Origin of the sequence: Halobacillus litoralis (genome assembly GCF_009856445.1) — a bacterium.
In the GTDB taxonomy this organism is placed as follows: Bacteria; Bacillota; Bacilli; order Bacillales; family Halobacillaceae; genus Halobacillus; species Halobacillus litoralis.
Map to the genome: position 1 here is coordinate 248132 of NZ_WMFA01000002.1, position 19899 is coordinate 268030.

Below are 19899 nucleotides of genomic sequence, written 5' to 3' on the forward strand. Positions count from 1 at the left end.
TCTCTGCAATAATTTTTTAATAGACTCCTACATTATCCCATGCTTGAGATACTGCGTTTGATGCAGACGTACCATAAAGGTCCAGAGCCGATTGTTCCAATGCTTCTCTAGCATTTGTAAAGGTGCTGCCCGGTGTCAAATAGACGGTCAATGCACGATAATAAATCTGTTCGGATTGTGCAATGCCTAAACTGTTGATCGTATAATAAGCGGCTTTGTTCGGGATCCCACTGTTGATGTGCACGCCGCCCCAGTCACCGGCCTCTGTGTTCGGAAGGTTCTGGTATTCATTCATATGATCCGGCTGATTGTAAGCATTCGGATTGGACATGGAGCGCAGGGCATCCCCCGGTTGTCCTGGTGTATAAACATCTTCACCCATCAACCAATCCTCTGAATCTACAAAGTACCCAAACACATCAGAGAAGGATTCATTCAACGCACCGGATTGGTTTTCGTAAATCAGTTCGGCCGTCGTATCCGTTACAGCGTGTGTCAATTCATGAGCGACGATATCATCAGCTCCTGAAAGATAAGTGAAAGTAGAACCATCGCCATCCCCGTAAATCATCTGGTTTCCAGTCCAGGCCGCATTGTTATAATTGCTGCCATAGTGGACAGTTGAACGGATGTCTGCTCCCTGGTCATCATAACTCACACGTCCGAACTGATCATAGTAATAATCAAAGACTTCCCCTGCATAATAATGAGCATCAACTGCAGCCTTTTGTCGTTCACTGTAAAAGGTGTTTCCAGAGTCTGTAACATAAGAACCAGGCAGGCTGTAATACTCGCCGCCATAGTTATCAAAGGTTTCAATGACGCCGTTCATCGGTTTTGTTGTATCAAAAAGATAGTACGTATTGTTATAGAAATAAGTATTCAAAGATTTCGAATCTCCTAAAACACCTGTGCCTGTCCCCGTCGCTTCATGAACAAGGTTCATAGATTTCAAAACCTCTCCATTTTCAGCGTTGATATAGATCTGCCAGTTGGCAGGGTAGGGCTTGGAGAACTGCAGTTCCACATGATAGGCCAGTGTGTACGTGCCATCTTCATAATGAACGACAAGGTTTGAGTTCTCTGTCAACGTTTGAAAGTCTTCACCCTTCAGACTCTTCTGAACATGGTCCGCTTCTTCACGAGACACATCAATTTCATCCCAGGCTAAATCCAGTGCTTCTTTCTTCTTTACCTCTTTTGTCTGTTTGATTTTCTTTGGAGCATCTTCATGAAGTTCCCCGTTTACAGCCGTCACCTGTCCATCCTGATCTGTATGAACGACAACTTTGGCATTCGCCACGGGTACCTGACCGACCAATCGTTGGTATGTATAGTGTGTCATTCCAAGATCATCCGTTTCAGTTTTCAGCAATTCCAAGTCACTGCTTGGGTTGAGTTGAGAGAGTTTCTCGTTGTATTTGAAGAACTCTTTGACTCCCTTTTCAGACTTGACCTTTTTTCCCTGCAGGTTTTCTTTCATGAAAACCGGGTTTTCCGCTTTGCCGTTTCCGTTATTTCCAACCTCTGCGTGAGCCATGGTGCCGCCAGTCACCAGGCTCGTACCTAAAACAAATGTAGCTACTGTGTGTTTCCAGTTCATCGAATCCCTCCTGTATTTTTAACACAAATTCAATGTAACATAATATTCTGAATTCGTGTTTGGGATATAGAGGGGGGGAAATAGGTGCTTAAATGTACCTGAAACAAGAGACTTGGGAATTTTGTACTTTTAGTTGAAAAAGCTCACTTTAACATGTATACAGAGTGTTTTTGAACCATTGTCGTATTTAATTGTGTTATACGACGAATGAGGGTGCTGAAGTATTGTTGAAACTTAATTGAAAGGTGAATGGTTAGCCCGGTAGTTTTGAAAGTAGGGGGATGAGGATGTATATCATTGAGGAACGAGAGGCGAAGAGGAGAAGGTTCTTTTCTGAGCCCTTACTAGCTAGATCATTCACACCTCTAAGGAGTAATTTGTAATAAGTTTTTAGCTCCTGGTATTAATGGAATCTTATAAGTAAGAGTACCTGGGAAGGTCGATATGAATGTTCTTTCACCCTGTAATAGGAGAGGTATATCCCTCTTTTTGCAGCAATGGCTTCTAATAAGTCTATTTCATTGAACATCACATCTGATAAAGTACCGTTAAAGATTTCCGTTAATACCTTATAGTACATACCCACAATTTTTTCATTATTCAACCGGTCGTATATATTTTTGGTAGTCACGTTATCTCTTCCTTTCTATCATTTACATCATTAAGCCCAACTCTACTTCGAATTTTACTCTCTTATTCTTTGTTCGTTAAGTAAAATATGTAGAATTTACAATATTATAAAAGTTCATCATTCAGATTTAAGTCAATGCCGGACTTTTTCTCATTCTTGTTATGATCATCTCAGGCATCCAATTTTCGATTCAGTTATGTTCTAGGACAGGATTCATTTCTTCTTCTCCATAGTACGGCTTACAATTCATGTGGAGGTGTACTCTTCCACATGAAAGTAGCGTGCCTGCCTTTCATTGGAGTCGTTGACGGGCAGGCACCAAATTTTTAGCTGTAGTAAGGATGGGGATTTTGATAGCTCCAAGGTGCTGGATATTCGCGTGATTGACCTCCCATACCTGGAAGTCCCGGCATCATTCCACCGCCTGTCATGCCGCCCTGGCTGCCACCACCTTGAGGGAACCCGGATATCATCCCACTTCCGATGCCACCGTTATTTTGCACAGGTATAGGGAATCCAGGGGTTGCTCCACTCCCGTTTTGCCCCGGCATAGGGAACCCCGGCATCATTCCATTTCCATTTTGTCCGGGAACAGGGAATCCAGGCATCATCCCGCTGCCATTTCCGCTTCCGCTCTGCCCCTGGGACGGGATCTGAGGCAGTTGCTGCATGCCGCCAGTTTCACCGCTACCATTTCCCTCACTCCCATTTTCTCCGTTACTGGCTCCAGTTCCATTCCCTTGATTTCCTGTTCCATTCTGCGCCCCGGAGTGAGGATATAAGGGGTAACAGTTGACGTTAATTTCTTCACCGTTTTCCCCTGTAATCGTTCCTTGCATGCCTCCTTGCATCTGCGGTCCCTGCCCTTGTGGAAAGCAGATCATAGCCCCTTGTTGACGCTGTTGGAAATAAGTTGCATAAGGATTATCATGGTACATAAACGTTCGCCTCCCTTGAATATATCTCTTCATCCTATTCAACTCCTGCCTCTTCGCCCATCTTTTCTCGTAAATTGGTGAATTTGCCTAATTCCATTCATAGGGGTTTTCCCTGTACAAGGATCTACCTCCCACATAACAAGTTTTTTCTTAGACTCCCTCTTTTTTAGGAAGGAGAGGGTGGGTCATAAAAAGACGGTGAAAAAGGTTTAAGTACTAAAGACTGCGACTATGGGCCTGTTTTTATTCATATCCTGTCAAATCGTTATAATTTTCTGTCATTTTGTTAAGGTTATAATTATCCATAATTTTCAAGGAGGAATATACATAATGATGAACCCGTTTCGTTGGAAACAAATGGCTTTTCTAATGATGGCTTCTTTTTTGATTTTGACCCCTTTTCAAGCGTATGAGAACGTTGGGGTTAAGGCAGAGAACGACGATCTTGGTAATGAAATCCGTACGATTTTAATGGATGAAGATCTTGATGGCGCTCTCGCTGGAGTAAGTATTCGTTCAGCAGAGACAGGGGAAGTGATCTACGATCATGATGGGGACATTCGGTTGAAGCCTGCATCGAACATGAAGTTGCTTACAGGAGCGGCGGCGATGGAAGTTCTTGGACCGGAATATACATTTACGACAGACATTCTTGTTAATGGAGAGGTCAAAGGAAAAAAACTTCATGGGGATTTATATATTAAAGGAAAAGGCGATCCGACGTTGATGGAAAAGGACTTCGTTGCTATGGCCCAGTCATTAAAAGAAAAAGGGATCCGGGAAGTGAAAGGAGACCTTGTCGCAGATGATACGTGGTATGATGATATTCGTTTATCTGAAGATATTGCCTGGAACGATGAAACCAACTATACAGGTGCTCAAATATCTGCACTGACGGTGTCCCCAAATGAGGACTATGATGCGGGTACGGTCATTGTAGCGGCTTACCCGTCGGATGAGATAGGGGAACCAGCAGAGATTAAAGTGACGCCTGAGAACGATTATGTCGAAATCGTAAATCGTGCAACGACTGTACCTTCCGACCAATCGAAAGACATTTCCATTGAGCGGAAACACGAGACCAATCAAATTGTCATAGAAGGAGAAATCCCAGTGGATGGAAGCCGTTCTAGGTCGTGGATTGCCGTTTCCGAACCAACGGGTCTCGCGCTATCTCTCTTTCACAAAGCTTTAGAAAACGAGGGAATTAAAGTGAAAGGCAAAAAGTTTGTAGACGGTCAAACGCCGGAGGCTGCAGAAGTTGTAATATCCAAGGAATCCATCCCTCTTAAAGAGTTGTTTATCCCGTTTATGAAAATCAGTAACAACGGTCACGCAGAAGTATTGCTCAAAGAGATGGGGAAACGGGTCCATGATGAAGGAAGTTGGGATAAAGGGTTGGAGGTCGTGGAGGATTTCCTGACTGGCAACGGCGTTGATGCGGATACGATGCGGCTTCGCGACGGGTCAGGGATGTCCCATGTAAACATGGTTCCAGCCAATGAGATTTCCAACCTTTTGTACCAGGTAAAAGATAAAGAATGGTTCCCTGATTATTGGAACTCTCTCCCGGTGGCAGGTAATGGGGAACGTTTTGTTGGCGGTACGCTTCGTTACCGCATGAATGATACAGCTGCCGAAGATAATGTGCGGGCTAAAACGGGCTCCTTGACGGGAGTAACATCGCTATCTGGATATGTAACGTCAGCTGATGGGGAAGAGTTGATTTTTTCGATTGTATTGAACAATTATCTTGGTTCTGTAAAAGATATTGAAGATGAAATTGCTGTAACGCTCGCGGAATATGAACAGAACATTGAAGATTAACAAGAGAGGGACTTTCTCACGTTGAGGAAGTCCTTTTCTTTTTAGGTAAATGGAACGCACTTTGGTGCACTTGAGCCTATGATCCTTTCTATGCAAGGGAAGCAAGGAAGAAACCCTTCTATTTCAAGATCTCTGAAAAACTCTGGGACTTAAGATCTGTTGCTCTTTATTTCACCTTCCTTTATAATCATCAATTAATGATAATGAAAATCGTTATCAATTATATCGGGAGGGTAAGGAATGAACGAATCAAAAAATAGGTCAGAACTAAAAGTGAAAGATGGAGCGAAGGAAGATATTTTTTCTTTTCGTACCTTGGAAGAAAAAGACGTGGAGCTGCTTTATGACTGGATGCATCAGAAGCACATTTCCCCGTTTTGGAAGCTGAATCTGCCAGTGGAAGAGCTCCGTTCATGGGTGCGTAAGTCTGTAGAAGCTGAACATAAGGATGGTTACATAGGTACATACAACGGGGAGCCTGTTTGTTATTTGATTGCTTACGCGATTGAAAAGGATCCAATTATAGACTATTACCATGATCAAAGTGGTGATTTAGGTATGCATCTGTTAATTGGACCTCGTCACTTGTTGAATAAAGAGGACGGTTTGTCACTTGTTCGTGCAATGATCTATTTCCTGTTTGATCGTTACCAGGCAAAAAGAATCATTGGAGAACCCGACCGACGGAACAGGATTGTGATTCCGATACTCGAAGAAGTTGGGGGAGAAAATCTGGGCCGTATAGATCTACATGGGAAACAAGCATCCTTAATTGTGGGAGCGAAAGAAGCGTTTGAACATTCACTTCGAGACAATGGTGTCGAAATCGAGATGTTGACCAGGATGGCTTCATCCAAAAGTGAGCTGTTGGTATGAAAGTAGATCCACAAGTCCTGCGTTTACTCCAAACCATTGGAAACAGGATGTCCCAGCTTGAACATCCTCCGCTTGATCAATTAACTCCGAAACAGTCCAGAGATTACTACGAAGTGGCTCGAGAATATTTTAAAGAGCTGCCTGTCGACGGTGTAAACGTGGATGATTCTTCCTTCATGGGAAGAGCAGGAAATGAAATTCCAGTAAGAATCTATACGCCTGAAGGGGAAGGACCATTTCCTGTGCTCGTCTATTTTCACGGGGGTGGCTGGGTTTTCGGAAATATCGACAGTTCAAACAACATCTGTCGTTATTTTTCGTGTCATGCGAAAACCGTTATCGTTTCAGTGGATTACCGTTTAGCACCTGAACATAAATATCCAGCGGCTTTTCACGATGCTTTGGATGCGATCACTTGGGTTTCCAATGAGGCCGGTCATTGGAATACAGACTCTCATCGACTGGCTGTAGGAGGGGAAAGCTCAGGAGGTAACCTGGCAGCTGCTTCAGCGATCTATTTTATGGATAAACCCGGCATTGAGATTTCCCATCAATTCCTGATTACCCCTGTATTGGATTATAACTTTGACACGGAATCCTACAGGTCGAATTATACGTACAACTTGACAAATGAAAAAATGAAGTGGTTCTTCCAGCATTATTTGAATCGGGAGGAAGAGGGGCGGGATGTGTTTGTTTCCCCTCTTAGGCTCAAAAAAATGGCCGGGTTACCGCCAACAATAATGGTCACCGCAGAGTACGACCCTCTGAGAGAAGAGGCGTTTGCTTATGCGGAGGAACTCCACGCATCCGGTGTCACCGTAACTCATCACCATTTTGATGATCTCGTGCACAGTTTTATCAATATGGCGGGCGTCGTCGACCGTTCAGCAGAAGCGCTGGAAAGTATAACAAGGACTTTAAAAGAAAGGCTCCATAGATAACGGGTTCCACCTCCATTCCAGGAGGTGGTCTTTTTTTGTCCAATTTTACACAGGGGAAGAAAATCCTAGAAAAGGAGGGGCGTGTAGTTAAAACCGCCTGTTTTCATTCATGACGATTTCCTTAATTATCAGAAAAATAATCTCCGTCTTTTATCGCTGAAAACCGCTCTAAATCAGGAAATAAAAGCATAGTTGAGAATGATAATAGTTTTCAATTAGTGTTGACATTGATAATCATTATCAAATAGTATAACGGTAGGCAATGAAGCAAGACAAAAAGGAGTGGAATGACATGAGTGTCGATATAAAGAAATCCAACGAGGAATTATTGAATCAACAAAATCAACGAGAGTCGAATGCACGATCCTACCCGCGACGGTTCCCGTTAGCGATTCAGGAAGCAGAGGGGATCTACATCACAGACATGGAGGGTAACCGTTACATCGACTGCCTGGCCGGTGCAGGAACATTGGCTTTAGGACATAATCATCCGGTCGTCATTGAAGCGATGGAACAAGTGCTTCACGATAAATTGCCATTACATACGCTCGACTTAACGACAGAAGTGAAAGAAAGGTTTGTGGATGAGCTGTTTTCCAGTCTTCCGGAAGGGTTCCGTGATCGTGCGAAGGTTCAGTTTTGTGGACCGACGGGAGGGGATGCGATTGAAGCGGCATTGAAACTTGCCAAAACCGCGACAGGTAGACAAAGCATTCTTACTTTCCAGGGAGGGTATCACGGCGCGACCCATGGAACGATGGCCATCAGTGGAAACCTCGGGCCGAAAGAGCGTGTACAGGGTCTGATGCCGGATACGCACTTCCTTCCATACCCATATGATTACCGCTGTCCATTTGGAAAAGGGGGAAAAGAAGGAGCTGAGCTGAGTGCCACTTACATTGAACAATTGCTGGACGATCCGGAAAGCGGAATTCTTCCTCCGGCGGCGATGATCTTTGAAACCGTACAAGGAGAGGGAGGTTCCATTCCAGCACCTATCGAGTGGCTGCAGGAAATGCGCCGGATCACCAAAGAGCGGGGAATCCCTTTGATCATCGATGAAGTCCAAACGGGGATCGGCCGGACGGGAGAACTCTTCTCCTTCGAACATGCCGGCATCGTGCCGGATGCTTTCGTCCTTTCGAAAGCCATAGGCGGCAGTCTTCCGTTATCGGTGGTCGTTTATGACCGTGACCTTGATGCATGGGATCCTGGTGCTCATATCGGAACCTTCCGGGGCAACCAAATGGCGATGGCGGCAGGAACAGCCACCCTAAAATATATTAAGGAGCACCAGCTTTCTACTCATGCAAAAGCCATGGGCGAGAAAATTCACAGGTCATTGACAGAACTGCAGAAGCATTACCCGCAGCTTGGAGATGTGCGCGGCCGTGGTTTGATGCTTGGAGTGGAAATCGTCGATCCTTCCGGGAAGCCTGGGTTGGCCGGCAGTTATCCAGCGGATCCAGAGTTGACGAACCGTATCCAGAAAGCCTGTTTTGACCGCGGGTTGATTCTTGAAAGTGGAGGTCGCTATGGAGCCGTGCTCCGTTTCCTACCACCCCTTGTAATGACCGAGGAGCAGGTTGATACCATATTATCCATCTTCAACAAAGCCGTAGCTGCCGCCGTGACGGAGTGAAAAATATGATAACGACAACGAATAAATCAGCAGCTGCATTCGATTCGTTTTTCCTTCAACACGGAGAAGAGGCAGGAGAGCATTTTCGGAACCATGTCGAACTCGTCGTCGATACCCTGGCCGGAGTTTTCCAGGACATGGAGCGACCATTTGAAGGAAAGACCGTTCATGCCATCCAGCAGGAGCTTCGTATGGTCCTTGATCTTCCAGAAGAACCGCAGTCGCTTCATGAAGTGCTCCGGGAAATCGAAGGGCCGGTGATAAAAAACAGTCTTCACGTCTCCCACGAAAGGAGCATGGCGCATTTACACTGCCCCCCGGTTTTACCCGGACTGCTGGCTGAACTGATCATCGGGGCGCTGAACCAATCGATGGATTCCTGGGATCAGAGCCCGTCAGCGACTTATGTCGAAGAAGGTTTGACCGATTACTTTTCAGGTCTTATCGGATTTTCGGAAAGAGGAGACGGGGTCTTCACAAGTGGAGGAACACAGTCCAACTATATGGGATTGCTGCTCGCCCGCGATTCTTTTTGTCTATCGAAATGGAACCATGCTGTCCAGAGGGACGGACTACCTGAGTCGTTTAAAAAGATGAGAGTCCTTTGTTCTGCGGAAGCTCATTTCTCTGTGAAAAAATCAGTGGCACAGCTAGGTCTTGGCGAGCAGGCCGTCGTCCCGGTTCCCGTCCTTGGGAACCACCGGATGGATCCGGATGAAGTCAGGCGTACGGTTGAACAATTGGAACAGGAAGGGCTCCTGCCTTTTGCGGTTGTCAGCACGTGTGGCACGACGGATTACGGGAGCATCGATCCGCTTGAGAGTCTTGCTGATCTTTGTGAAGAAAAGGGTCTCTGGCTTCATGTGGATGCCGCCTACGGTGCTGGGCTTTTGCTTAGTGAGCAGCATGGAGATAAGCTGGCTGGAATAAACCGGGCGGATTCGGTGACCCTTGATTTCCATAAATGGCTGTATCAGCCGATCAGTTGTGGGATGTTTCTCGTCAAAGACCGCAAGCACCTGCGGCTGTTATCTCATCATGCCGATTATTTAAACCCTGTAGAAGATGAAGAAGAAGGCATATTGAATCTTGTGAATAAAAGCATCCAGACGACGCGCAGGTTTGATGCGCTGAAGGTTCTTATGACCTTGAAAGTTCTGGGTACGCGTTTATTAGGGAGAATGGTGGACAGGACAATGGAAGTGGCACGCTTTGCTGCAGAGGAATTGGAGCATCGTGATCATTTCCATGTAGAAAACCCGTTCCCTGAACTTTCGACGGTCGTGTTTCAATACCAGCCGGACGGAATCCTGACGGTGAGTGATTTGAACCGAAATATCCAACAGACGCTTTTTAATAAAGGAGAAGCTGTTATCGCGAAAACATCGGTCAGAGGAGAAACATACTTGAAGTTCACGCTTTTAAATCCACGTACATCCGAAGAAGATGTGCTATCCGTGATTGATGAAATTGAACATACAGCGAAACAGATTTTAGGAGGGACACCTCAGTGAATAAAGCAAAAGAAATTGCCGAGAAGGCGACAATGCAAAGCTTTCTTAATTGTTATTTAAGAGAAACAGGCAACTATGAATGGGAGAATTCTGGGGACGTTAAAATGTTACGCATCGCTTTGGTCAGACAGCATGTGATCATCCATGTACCTGTGAACTACTGGTCGTTAACGGGGAGGCACCTGTTTGACTTCCCTATGACCTTTCAATCGGAAGGAAGCGAAGGGTCCAATACTCTTGATTATGTCACGATGACGACCCTTCTTGTGAAGGAATGGCTCATCGGCAACGGACAGGAATGGTCAGAGGATGAACTTGTCCTGCGTGTGCTGCTCAGTTGCAGGAAAATGAAGGATTATGTAGCGGCAAGGTACGAGGATCGTCACAAGCTGATGGAAGAGGATTTTACTTATATCGAGGCAGAGCAGTCGCTGTTATTCGGCCATTTGCTGCATCCGACTCCGAAAAGCAAACAAGGCCTGACCGATGTCGAGGACCGGGAATATTCCCCTGAGTATAAAGGGAGTTTTCAGCTCCACTATTTCAGTGTGAATCCCGAGCTTGTTGAGGAAGACTCCAGTCTGGGACGCACCGCTTCCGCCTGCATCTTCGAAGATGTCAAGGGTAAGGACGGGGCGGAACCGCTGGTGGAGGAATGGAACAAAGGACGCGTTTTACTTCCTATGCACCCACTGCAAGTGCCGGTGGTTTTAAAAGATCCGGAAGTTCAAAGGTATCTGGCTTCCGGAAATGTTACCCATCTTGGTCCAGCGGGTGCCGGGTTTACGGCTACTTCTTCATTCCGGACGCTGTACAGTGAAGCTTCACGGTTCATGTATAAGTTTTCTGTACCGGTGAAAATTACGAATTCCCTGAGGGCGAACCAGCCGAAGGAACTGGCCCGTGGGGTGGAAGTGTCCCGTTTGCTCGATACAGAACTGGGAGAGCAATTGAGCCATCATCATCCGAATTTCCATATGATGAAAGACCCCGCGGCGATCAACATTCCTTTATCGAAAGAACCATCAGGATTTGAAGTTTCCTTGAGGGAAAATCCTTTTTATCCGGACAACGAGCAGGTGACTCTTATCGCCGGACTTGTCCAGGACCATGCCTACGGAGGAACGTCCAGACTTTCTGCCATCATCCATAGTCTCGCGGAAAAAGAAGGGCGCGCAGTGGAAGAAGTCAGTATGGAGTGGTTTGACCAGTATTTGTCGATCAGTCTGGATCCTATTCTATGGCTTCATCACACCTATGGAATCGCCCTTGAAGCCCACCAGCAGAACTCCGTTGTCCGTTTAGAAAATGGCTATCCTTCGGCTTTTTATTACAGAGATAACCAGGGGTATTACTTCAGCCGCTCAAAAGCGGATCACCTGATGGAACTGCTCCCTTCGTTAAACAGCAAGAGCGATACGATCTGCGAGGATGAGGTGGCGGATGAACGGCTTCGCTATTATTTCTTTTTCAATCATTTATTCGGACTGATCAACGGGTTCGGTGTCAGTCGATTAGCCGACGAAGAAAAATTGATGGATCTTCTTCGCAAACGTTTAATGAACCATCATCCATCCTTGTTTGTCCAAACGCTTTTGGAAGAAAGCACGCTTCCATGTAAGGCCAATCTGCTGACCCGTTTGTATGATATGGATGAACTGGTCGGACCGATGGAAGCGCAGTCGGTTTATACAGCGGTCGAAAATCCGCTTGCTGTAAAGGTGGGAGTCGTTCATGAGCGTTGATTTTGAAGTGTATGATGACACGATTCAGCGGACGATTGCGTTTCGGAAAGCTCGGATAGACGATATTGCGTTAGTTCACAAGTGGATGAATGAAGATCATGTGCATCCGTTCTGGCAGTTGAATTTTCCGTTTGAGCGGTTTGAAAAACATTACCGGAAGGCACTGCTCGACACCCACCAGACGCTTTACCTCGGTATGATTGACGGGGAAGTGATGAGCTACTGGGAGGCCTACTGGGTTCAAGGGGATGTCTTGGAAAACGCATACTCTCCAAAGGCTTACGATCAGGGCATCCATCTGTTGATCGGGGAAAAAGATTACCTCGGCTCAGGCTTTGCCCTGCCCCTTTTAAGAGCGATGGTGCGTTTCCAGTTTCAGCACGAAGCGACAACGAAAGTCGTGGCAGAACCGGATATCCGGAACGACAAGATGATCCATATTTTCGAAAGGTGCGGGTTCGCACCGATCGCGCCCATAAGGCTTCCGGATAAAGAGGCGCAGCTGATGTTTTGTGAACGAGAAACATTTGAAAAGAGGTGGAACGATGAATACAAAAAAGCAGATCTTTGATGTGATCGGCATTGGACTTGGACCGTTCAACTTAGGAATGGCTGCCCTCCTGGATACGGTCGATGATGTCTCGGCCCTCTTTCTTGAAAAGGAAGAAGAATTCCAGTGGCATCCTCATCTATTGATGGAAGGAACGACGCTGCAAGTGCCTTTTTTCGCTGACCTTGTCAGTATGGCGGATGTCACGAATAAGCACAGCTTTTTGAATTACCTGCAGGAACATAACCGTTTGTATAATTTTTATTTTCTGGAAAAGTTCCATATCCCGAGAAAGGAATACAATCATTACTGCCGCTGGGTCAGTGAACGACTGGACAGTTTGCGGTTCGGAAGCGAGGTGATCCGTGTCACTACGGCTGATCTCGGAGGAAAGACCCTTTATCAAGTGACCGCTCATGACTCTTCTACGGGAAAGGAGCACACCTACACCGCTGAAAACATCGTGATGGGCATTGGAACGGAGCCGCGGGTACCGGAGGCACTTCAAGGTGCACTTGGAGCATCCGTTTTCCATACGTCCGAATATTTGAAAAGAAAACCATCGAGTGACTTATCCAAGTCTGTCGTAGTGATTGGATCTGGCCAGAGCGCGGCGGAAGTTTTCCTTGATGTGGCGAAACACCAGGAGGAAACAGGCGGTTCGCTTCAATGGTATACAAGGTCGCAGGGATTCTTTCCGATGGAGTATTCGAAACTTGGGCTTGAGTATTTTTCTCCGGATTATATCGATTTCTTCTATGAGCTGCCTCAATGGAAGAAAGACGAGCTGTTACATAAGCAGGACCTTCTCTACAAAGGCATCAGTTCAGAAACGATCGCCGCCATTTATGACCATCTTTATGAACGGACGGTCGGCAATGCTGATCCGTCGATTCATCTTCAGGCGATGACCGAAGTGACGACCATCGAACAGAAAGCAGACCATCTAAGCTTAAAAGGTTATCAGAAAGTCACAGATGAAGCTGTGGAGATGGAAGCGGATGTGGTCATTTTAGGTACAGGATATCAGCCACGTGTGCCCGCCTTTTTCTCAGGCCTAAAGGAGTGCATCATTTGGGATGATCATGGCAGATTTACCGTGAACAAAGGCTATGACCTCGCTACAAAGCTTACGGCGGAGGGACACATTTTCATTCAAAATGGCGAACTTCACTCCCACGGCGTCGGCGCACCTGATCTTGGGCTTGGTGCCCATCGCAATGCGGTGATCATCAACAGAATTGCTCAAAGAAACGTTTATTCCATACAGGAAAACAACGTCTTCCAAACGTTTGGAACGAAAAAAGTCTTGGTCACACAACATCAATCATAAGAAAGAGGGGATCCGTGTGTTATTTCAACCGGACATTCATGAACAATTGAACAGAGAGAATTGGAAGAGAGCCAATCAACAATTGATGGCGAAAATGTTCGCAGAATATATGTATGAAGATATGATCCACCCGGAAGTTCTACGTGCAGAGGGGAAAATGAGGGCCTATGAACTGTCCGTCACCGCCGATAAATCGTACAGGTTTGCAGCTGAAAAACGACTGTTCGACAGTTTTGATGTCTCTACTGACGATCTGAAAAAGGTCGAAGGAGGGCTGGAAGAAGAAGCGGACAATGCCATCGAATTGCTGGTTGATTTAAAGGAAATCATCGGCATGTCTGCAGAAACAATTGGTCATTTAATCAAAGAAATGAACGCCACGTTGATCGCGGATGTTCATCTGATGGAAAAGACAGAGGTTTCATCTGATGAGCTGATTAATCTTGATTATGCCGAGTTGGAAGGATATATGAAGGGGCATCCGTGGATCACCTATAACAAAGGAAGAATCGGTTTCGGTTATGATGATTACCTGCGTTTTGCTCCTGAGCATCAGCAGGAAGTGAAGCTTAACTGGATTGCGGCACATAAAAATCTAGCAACCTTCCATTCGGTTCAGAACCTCAGCTATGAAAAGCTGCTGGATGAGGAGTTGAGTGGACAAGAGAGAGATCGTTTCTTTTCCGAAGTGAGGAAACAGAACTGTGTCCCGGAAGACTATTACTTTTTCCCCGTCCATGAATGGCAGTGGAATGACCAGCTGATCCAAAACTTCCCGGAAGAAATCGCGAAAAAGGAGATCATTGCTGTGGGAGATGGTGACGACGCTTATCTTCCTCAACAGTCGATCCGTACGTTTGTAAATAGAAGTTTCAAAGAGAAGCATCATGTCAAGCTTCCGATGAGCATCCTGAATACTCTTGTATACCGCGGCCTGCCTTCCGAGCGGACTGTGATCGCACCAAAAGTCACGGAATGGATCAAAGGACTTTATGAACAGGACGACTTCTTAAAGAACGAGTGCCGGGTGATTCTGCCAGGAGAAAATGCTAGCATCAATGTCGATCATAAACATTATGGTGCGGTTAAAGATGCTCCGTATCAATACTTGGAAATGCTGGGGTCAATTTGGCGTGAAAGCATCTATACGTATCTGGAAGACGGGGAACAGGCCATTACACTTGCAGCACTGGTTCACGAAGATCATCAAGGGAAACCTTTCATTCAATCGTTGATCGAGTCTTCTGGACTGGATGCGGAAGATTGGATGAAGAAGTTTTATCAAGTGGTCATGGATCCTTTGCTTCATTACTTATATAAATATGGCACGGTCTTCTCCCCCCACGGGCAGAACACGATTCTCGTACTGAAAGATCATAAGCCGCATCGTCTTGCCGTCAAGGATTTTGTCGATGATGTGAACGTGACCGACCAGCCGTTTCCTGAGCTTCAGCACGTAACGGAAGAGATGAAAACGGTACTGCGTACAGAGCCACCGGAAGGATTGACGCAGTTTATTTTTACTGGACTATTCATCTGCCATCTTCGTTATTTAAGCCACATCTTAGAAAAGCATCAGCTGTTGGCAGAAGAATACTTTTGGCAGTTGTTGGCAGAATCAATCTGCGATTACCAGCGCAGGTTCCCGGAATTGAAGGAACGCTTTGAGCTTTTTGATTTCTTCAAACCGGAAATGACGAAGCTTTGCCTCAACCGCAACCGCATGGTCGATTATGGATACGCGGATGGAGATGATCGTCCACATGCATCGGAATTCGGCTGCGTAACCAATGCACTGGCTGCTTTTAAAGAACAGAAGGTCTGACGAAAAGAGGGATGGATCATGGCAATCATAGTACAAAAATACGGCGGGACTTCATTACAAACAACGGAGAAAATCAAACAGGCTGCCGATCGGATCATTGGGGAACAGGCAAAAGGCAACCAGATGGTTGTGGTTGTCTCAGCGATGGGCGATACAACCAATCGACTGGTGCAACTCTCCCGTGAAGTTTCTTCCTGTACAAACGGAAGAGAGAAGGATCTGCTTTTAGCTACAGGAGAACAAGTGTCATGCGCTCTGATGGCACTCGCCCTTCAGGAAAAAGGTCTGGCATCCATCGCCATCACAGGCGGGCAGGCAGGGATTGAAGTGGAACACCGCCACGGGAATGCCGAAATTACGTCTATAGATACCCGAAAGATTAAGAAAGAGCTGCAAGAAGGTAAGATTGTCATCGTCGCTGGATTTCAAGGTAGAGCGGCGAACGGGGAAGTCTGCACGTTGGGCCGAGGTGGTTCCGATACGACAGCTACTGCCTTGGCTGCAGCGTTGAAGGCGGATCGTTGTGACATCTGCACTGATGTTGATGGGGTGTATGCGGCAGACCCCCGTGTGATTCCGAACGCACAGAAATATTCCTCCATGGATTACGACAGCCTGCTCACCATGGCTGAAATGGGAGCGGGGGTGATTCATCCACGGGCAGTCGCTCATGCAAAAGCATATCAAGTTCCGCTGGTTGTTCGTTCCAGCTTCTGTGAAAAGCCAGGGACCTGGATATCCAATGATCCATTGCCCGCTTCTGTCGCCGGGGTTACGTATCAAACCAACCTCTGTCACCTGCGTCTTTCAGGAAGTCGGTTGAAAAAGGAAAAACTGTGGAGGTGGTTGAAGGATACGGATGTCATCGGAACCACGTCTGTTCATTCACGACTTGAGGAATTTATCCTCGTTATCAAGGAAGATGATCTTAACCAGATAATCACATACCTTGATCAATCCAAAGATCAGCTGGGAATACAAGCCATCCAAACGGAGATTGAAAAAGCAGCCATTCATTTGATTTTCGGTAAGGAAGAAATGAAAAGGAAGCAGAACGCTTCGTTGAATGAAAAAGAGTGGATGCCTCTAGAGGAGATCTATCACATCGACAGTCATCCCGCCGTATGGAGTGCTTCGGTCCCTGAAGCACATGGGAAAGAGTTGGCTCGACAGCTGTATGACGCCTTTATGAATGTAAAACAACACAAATTCCCGCTTGCCTATTGAACGTCACTCGAAAGCCTGCCCCCTGCTGGATGTAAGCTGGGGGCAGGCTTTTTTATAAACATAGGTTTCGAGATTTTGAATGAAAGGTATCTTTATTAGAGAAAGTGATGACTGGTTAAGAAGTCTCGTCTATTACTATAAAGGGATGGTGAGTAGTATCGATATCCATAACTATTTTAAAAATAACTATGAAGAATCCAGAGAAACGTTCAGAGGTTTATTGAGCAAAGTTCAGGAAGTCTGGCCGGAAGCCAAACTTCATCAGCATTCGATTGGTGAAAATGAAGACAACACGATCGACGTCATTTATGCGGAAGCGACTTCTTCCAACGACAAAGTGGCTATGCTGACATCGGGGGAACATGGAATCGAAGGATACGCGGGGGCAGCTGTTCTCCATTTGTTCGTTGACCGCTACCTTGAATCCATTGATCCTTCCACCACCGGAGTATGTTTCGTGCATGCCATTAACCCTTGGGGGATGCGACATTTCCGGAGAGTTACGGAAAATAATGTAGATTTAAACCGGAACTACTTTTTGGAGGAAACCGATATCCCCTATGATCTTAATGAGAACTATGAGAAAGAAAGCCACATCTTTCTCCCGAAGAAACCCTTGGATCTGATTTCCAAAGAGAAGACAGAACTGTATGAAGCTTTAAGTAAAGGAATGATGAATGAGGGGTATAAAGGCATCAAGCAGGCCAAAGGAATGGGACAGTTTCAGTTCGAGCGCGGGGTTTATTTTGGCGGATATGAAGAAGAGCCTTCTGGTTCCTATATCAAAACCTGGCAGAAGCATTTATTGGAGCGGTTCAATCATGTCATTCACATGGACTGGCACACAGCCCTTGGACCGACCAATGAAGTGACCATGGTCATTACTGAGAATCATGGGAAAAAGGAAGATGAATTGAAGTCGACTTACGGGATGGAAAATATCCAAGTGTATTCCCCGGATGACGTGAAAGGGGATTCTACCAATTATTTTTATGAGTTAAGAGATTCTGAATATCCTTCTACATCCCTATTCTCCGCCTTGTTCGAATTTGGCACATTCGGGACCAGCCGTGAAGCTGAGCTCCGGGAGTTTACGACGATTATATTAGAGAACCAGCTTTACTGGGAAGGAACGGAACACCCTGAAAGCAGGGAGTGGGTCCGGGAAGAACTTATGAACATGTTCTATCCGCAAGAAGAGGAATGGAAAGAAGCGGTTTTAAAGGAAGCTTGTTTGGCGATTGAGGCGTTGTTAAAGGAAGAGGGCATCCTACAATCATCCGCATCAAGGCAAACGTTTTAGCAGAATCCCCCCAGCATACGGGCTGGGGGGATTTTTAGTGAGTCTGATAAGAGGCTGTGAAGAAGAACAGGGCAACCAAGGAGTCGACACAAATCAAACCCTCTTAAGGGGAAGGTTGTGTCTATGGTGTTAAATGAGGAGGGCCATAATTCCAGCAATCAACAATAAAAAGGAACCAGAAAGTAAGGCAATTTTCATTGGGCGGCTGGCTTTGTGGAAGATGCGAAAGAACATGCCGATCACCTCCGGTTGTAAGAACATGAACGTTACATACGCTCAAATTTTATTGTTTGTATAACTCTTTTAAAGCCACTTGTAAGGTCGCGAAAAATTTCACTTTGATTGGTGGCAGGTCAGAGGATACCCACGTCCTTGCAAGTTCTGGTTTCATCCCTGAGATGGTCGTGTGAATCCCCATCAAAGAGAGAGACTGAATCAGTTTGGATAGTTTATCAAAGAAAATAATGTCCACCGTACTGATTGTTGAACAATCAATAATCACTTGGTGTGCACCCATACGGGTAACATTATGTAAGCCTCTGTCCAGTATATATTGAAATTCGATTTGATCCATAATGGGCTGTAATGGAAGGAGAACTAGACCTTGAGACAGCGGAATGACGTTCACAGACATGTCTTCCATCCACTTCAGCATTCGCTGTTCTTTATCATAGTACTCTGTGACATCACTATATTCCACCATCGCCCCATAAATCTTGCCATTCTCTTGTAAAACCCTTGTGCGGATCGATAAATACAAATTATATTTTCCCCATTGATAGGGAATTGCATCATAGGTGAGTTCCTCAGAAGTCCTCAATGTCCGCTCCACATGGCGGACTTCTTCAGGAGCATCAGGAAAGAGGTCATAGACGCTTTGTCCGAGGACATCCTTCTCCTCTACTTCTAAAAGGCGTGTCCCCTGCTGGTTGATATGAGTGATTCGATAGTCTAAATCAATCGCCATCACACCTAAGGACAGTTGATCGAATACTTCGTTTAACGGCGTCATTTTGCTCCCCCTCAGTACTTGATTGATGAAACGCACTTTCTTCTATATATTAAGTTCTATTTTCTACGACAAAAATCCTTTTCCTATATTTGTATAATAGTTGAACGTTTGAACTTACCTTAAATACTCCGTAACGTCCATCATTCATGAATTACATAGTAAAGTCAAAATTTTTGTTCAAACATAATTTAATTGATGCCTATATTTTAGATTGATAGAGCTTCTATTTAAATTTTTTCAGGAGCTTCATTCCTACCTTTTTAAACGGATATATACGGATCGTTCCACTTTTTGTAAAATAAGTATTCCGTAATGTAAATTATATGTTACAGTGTGGGAGAAGGTAATAACAATTATGAAAATTACATAAGGCAGCAAGAAGTGGATGAGACATGGTTAATGGATGGGTAACTCGAAATTTTTCAATGAATAAATCAAAACTTTAATGAATGGAAAAGGAGAATGTGTTATGCAGAAGATTAAAGATGAACGTTTGCAGTTGAAGAATCTGAAGAATATCCGCGTTGTATTCATCATCCAAACCCTCGGGATTTTAGCCCTGTTGGGTTATGATCTTTTTACAAAAGGCTTGGATGGAATGACGGACAACCCGCTTTGGTTCGTATTCATGATCTCTGTCATCGTCAATGCTTATTTATCAATGAGTATAAGTGTGGATCATGAAAAGGCGCCCAAGTCTCCTCTGAAAGGTTTATATGTATCGTTGTCGATTGTCGGGGTCCTATCGGTGATTGTTGGAATGCTTGTTTCTTTCTCAGAAGGTCAGACGATATGGAATGGCCTTCTGATCGGAGGGATCATCTTTATAAGTTTCCTGGTCCCTGTGCTCTATATCTACAAATTAAGAAAGGACAGTTGGGATGAAGAGATGTCCGAATAAAGGATTTGTTTATGGAAAGTCATCAAGA

15 protein-coding genes are annotated in these 19899 nt (G+C 45.4%); 12 read left to right on the plus strand and 3 right to left on the minus strand.

What is annotated here, in order from left to right; all coding sequences use genetic code 11:
* Nucleotides 1–16 precede the first annotated feature (16 nt).
* A complete protein-coding gene (locus GLW00_RS06500; RefSeq protein ID WP_160912376.1) occupies nucleotides 17–1603 on the minus strand; it encodes a M4 family metallopeptidase in 1587 nt (528 codons plus the stop codon).
* Nucleotides 1604–2560: 957 nt separating this feature from the next.
* Nucleotides 2561–3172, minus strand: a complete 612-nt coding sequence (locus tag GLW00_RS06505) for a hypothetical protein (RefSeq protein WP_160912378.1) — start codon at nucleotides 3170–3172, stop codon at nucleotides 2561–2563.
* Nucleotides 3173–3502: 330 nt separating this feature from the next.
* On the opposite strand from GLW00_RS06505, the gene dacB reads away from it, so the two are divergent.
* The 11 genes from dacB to GLW00_RS06560 all read left to right on the plus strand — a co-directional run bounded on the left by dacB (nucleotide 3503) and on the right by GLW00_RS06560 (nucleotide 17958).
* Nucleotides 3503–4999 carry a D-alanyl-D-alanine carboxypeptidase/D-alanyl-D-alanine endopeptidase gene (gene dacB / locus GLW00_RS06510; RefSeq protein ID WP_237417456.1) on the plus strand — a complete coding sequence of 499 codons (1497 nt, stop codon included), beginning with the start codon at nucleotides 3503–3505 and terminating at the stop codon, nucleotides 4997–4999.
* A 240-nt stretch (nucleotides 5000–5239) separates the two neighbouring features.
* Complete coding sequence (locus tag GLW00_RS06515) at nucleotides 5240–5875, plus strand: GNAT family N-acetyltransferase (protein WP_160912380.1); 636 nt, start codon at nucleotides 5240–5242, stop codon at nucleotides 5873–5875.
* Nucleotides 5872–6819, plus strand: coding sequence for a LipP1 family hormone-sensitive lipase (gene lipP1 / locus GLW00_RS06520; protein ID WP_160912382.1), 948 nt, complete (start codon nucleotides 5872–5874; stop codon nucleotides 6817–6819). Before GLW00_RS06515 ends, lipP1 begins: the two co-directional genes overlap by 4 nt.
* A gap of 292 nt (nucleotides 6820–7111) precedes the next feature.
* Nucleotides 7112–8461 (plus strand): aspartate aminotransferase family protein, encoded by a 1350-nt coding sequence (locus GLW00_RS06525; protein ID WP_160912383.1) that lies wholly within the window; start codon nucleotides 7112–7114, stop codon nucleotides 8459–8461.
* Nucleotides 8462–8466: 5 nt separating this feature from the next.
* On the plus strand, nucleotides 8467–9975 hold the full coding sequence (locus GLW00_RS06530; RefSeq protein ID WP_160912385.1) for a pyridoxal phosphate-dependent decarboxylase family protein: 1509 nt from the start codon (nucleotides 8467–8469) through the stop codon (nucleotides 9973–9975).
* Nucleotides 9972–11720 (plus strand): IucA/IucC family protein, encoded by a 1749-nt coding sequence (locus GLW00_RS06535; RefSeq protein WP_160912387.1) that lies wholly within the window; start codon nucleotides 9972–9974, stop codon nucleotides 11718–11720. The genes GLW00_RS06530 and GLW00_RS06535 overlap by 4 nt, the downstream gene beginning before the upstream one ends.
* 22 nt (nucleotides 11721–11742) lie before the next feature.
* Entirely contained in the window at nucleotides 11743–12291 is a 549-nt protein-coding gene (locus tag GLW00_RS06540; RefSeq protein WP_160913758.1) for a GNAT family N-acetyltransferase, read from the plus strand.
* Complete coding sequence (locus GLW00_RS06545; protein ID WP_160912389.1) at nucleotides 12266–13603, plus strand: lysine N(6)-hydroxylase/L-ornithine N(5)-oxygenase family protein; 1338 nt, start codon at nucleotides 12266–12268, stop codon at nucleotides 13601–13603. Before GLW00_RS06540 ends, GLW00_RS06545 begins: the two co-directional genes overlap by 26 nt.
* Before the next feature lie 16 nt (nucleotides 13604–13619).
* Nucleotides 13620–15428: an IucA/IucC family protein gene (locus GLW00_RS06550; RefSeq protein ID WP_160912391.1), complete on the plus strand. Its 1809-nt coding sequence runs from the start codon at nucleotides 13620–13622 to the stop codon at nucleotides 15426–15428.
* 18 nt (nucleotides 15429–15446) lie between these two features.
* Nucleotides 15447–16655 (plus strand): aspartate kinase, encoded by a 1209-nt coding sequence (locus tag GLW00_RS06555; RefSeq protein WP_160912393.1) that lies wholly within the window; start codon nucleotides 15447–15449, stop codon nucleotides 16653–16655.
* 79 nt (nucleotides 16656–16734) lie between these two features.
* Nucleotides 16735–17958 carry a M14 family metallopeptidase gene (locus GLW00_RS06560; protein WP_237417457.1) on the plus strand — a complete coding sequence of 408 codons (1224 nt, stop codon included), beginning with the start codon at nucleotides 16735–16737 and terminating at the stop codon, nucleotides 17956–17958.
* Between the two features lie 283 nt (nucleotides 17959–18241).
* On the opposite strand, the gene GLW00_RS06565 is transcribed toward GLW00_RS06560, so the two are convergent.
* Nucleotides 18242–18970 carry a PAS domain-containing protein gene (locus GLW00_RS06565; RefSeq protein ID WP_160912395.1) on the minus strand — a complete coding sequence of 243 codons (729 nt, stop codon included), beginning with the start codon at nucleotides 18968–18970 and terminating at the stop codon, nucleotides 18242–18244.
* A 469-nt stretch (nucleotides 18971–19439) separates the two neighbouring features.
* Here GLW00_RS06565 and GLW00_RS06570 point away from each other — a divergent pair, with 469 nt between their 5' ends.
* On the plus strand, nucleotides 19440–19871 hold the full coding sequence (locus GLW00_RS06570; protein WP_160912397.1) for a hypothetical protein: 432 nt from the start codon (nucleotides 19440–19442) through the stop codon (nucleotides 19869–19871).
* Nucleotides 19872–19899 lie beyond the last annotated feature (28 nt).

What these genes read in the sequence shown, in the direction of transcription:
- GLW00_RS06500 (WP_160912376.1), bottom strand. Translation starts at nt 1,603, where the DNA reads ATGAACTGGAAACACACAGTAGCTACATTTGTTTTAGGTACGAGCCTG.
- GLW00_RS06505 (WP_160912378.1), bottom strand. Translation starts at nt 3,172, where the DNA reads ATGTACCATGATAATCCTTATGCAACTTATTTCCAACAGCGTCAACAA.
- dacB (WP_237417456.1), top strand. Translation starts at nt 3,503, where the DNA reads ATGATGAACCCGTTTCGTTGGAAACAAATGGCTTTTCTAATGATGGCT.
- GLW00_RS06515 (WP_160912380.1), top strand. Translation starts at nt 5,240, where the DNA reads ATGAACGAATCAAAAAATAGGTCAGAACTAAAAGTGAAAGATGGAGCG.
- lipP1 (WP_160912382.1), top strand. Translation starts at nt 5,872, where the DNA reads ATGAAAGTAGATCCACAAGTCCTGCGTTTACTCCAAACCATTGGAAAC.
- GLW00_RS06525 (WP_160912383.1), top strand. Translation starts at nt 7,112, where the DNA reads ATGAGTGTCGATATAAAGAAATCCAACGAGGAATTATTGAATCAACAA.
- GLW00_RS06530 (WP_160912385.1), top strand. Translation starts at nt 8,467, where the DNA reads ATGATAACGACAACGAATAAATCAGCAGCTGCATTCGATTCGTTTTTC.
- GLW00_RS06545 (WP_160912389.1), top strand. Translation starts at nt 12,266, where the DNA reads ATGAATACAAAAAAGCAGATCTTTGATGTGATCGGCATTGGACTTGGA.
- GLW00_RS06555 (WP_160912393.1), top strand. Translation starts at nt 15,447, where the DNA reads ATGGCAATCATAGTACAAAAATACGGCGGGACTTCATTACAAACAACG.
- GLW00_RS06560 (WP_237417457.1), top strand. Translation starts at nt 16,735, where the DNA reads ATGAAAGGTATCTTTATTAGAGAAAGTGATGACTGGTTAAGAAGTCTC.
- GLW00_RS06565 (WP_160912395.1), bottom strand. Translation starts at nt 18,970, where the DNA reads ATGACGCCGTTAAACGAAGTATTCGATCAACTGTCCTTAGGTGTGATG.
- GLW00_RS06570 (WP_160912397.1), top strand. Translation starts at nt 19,440, where the DNA reads ATGCAGAAGATTAAAGATGAACGTTTGCAGTTGAAGAATCTGAAGAAT.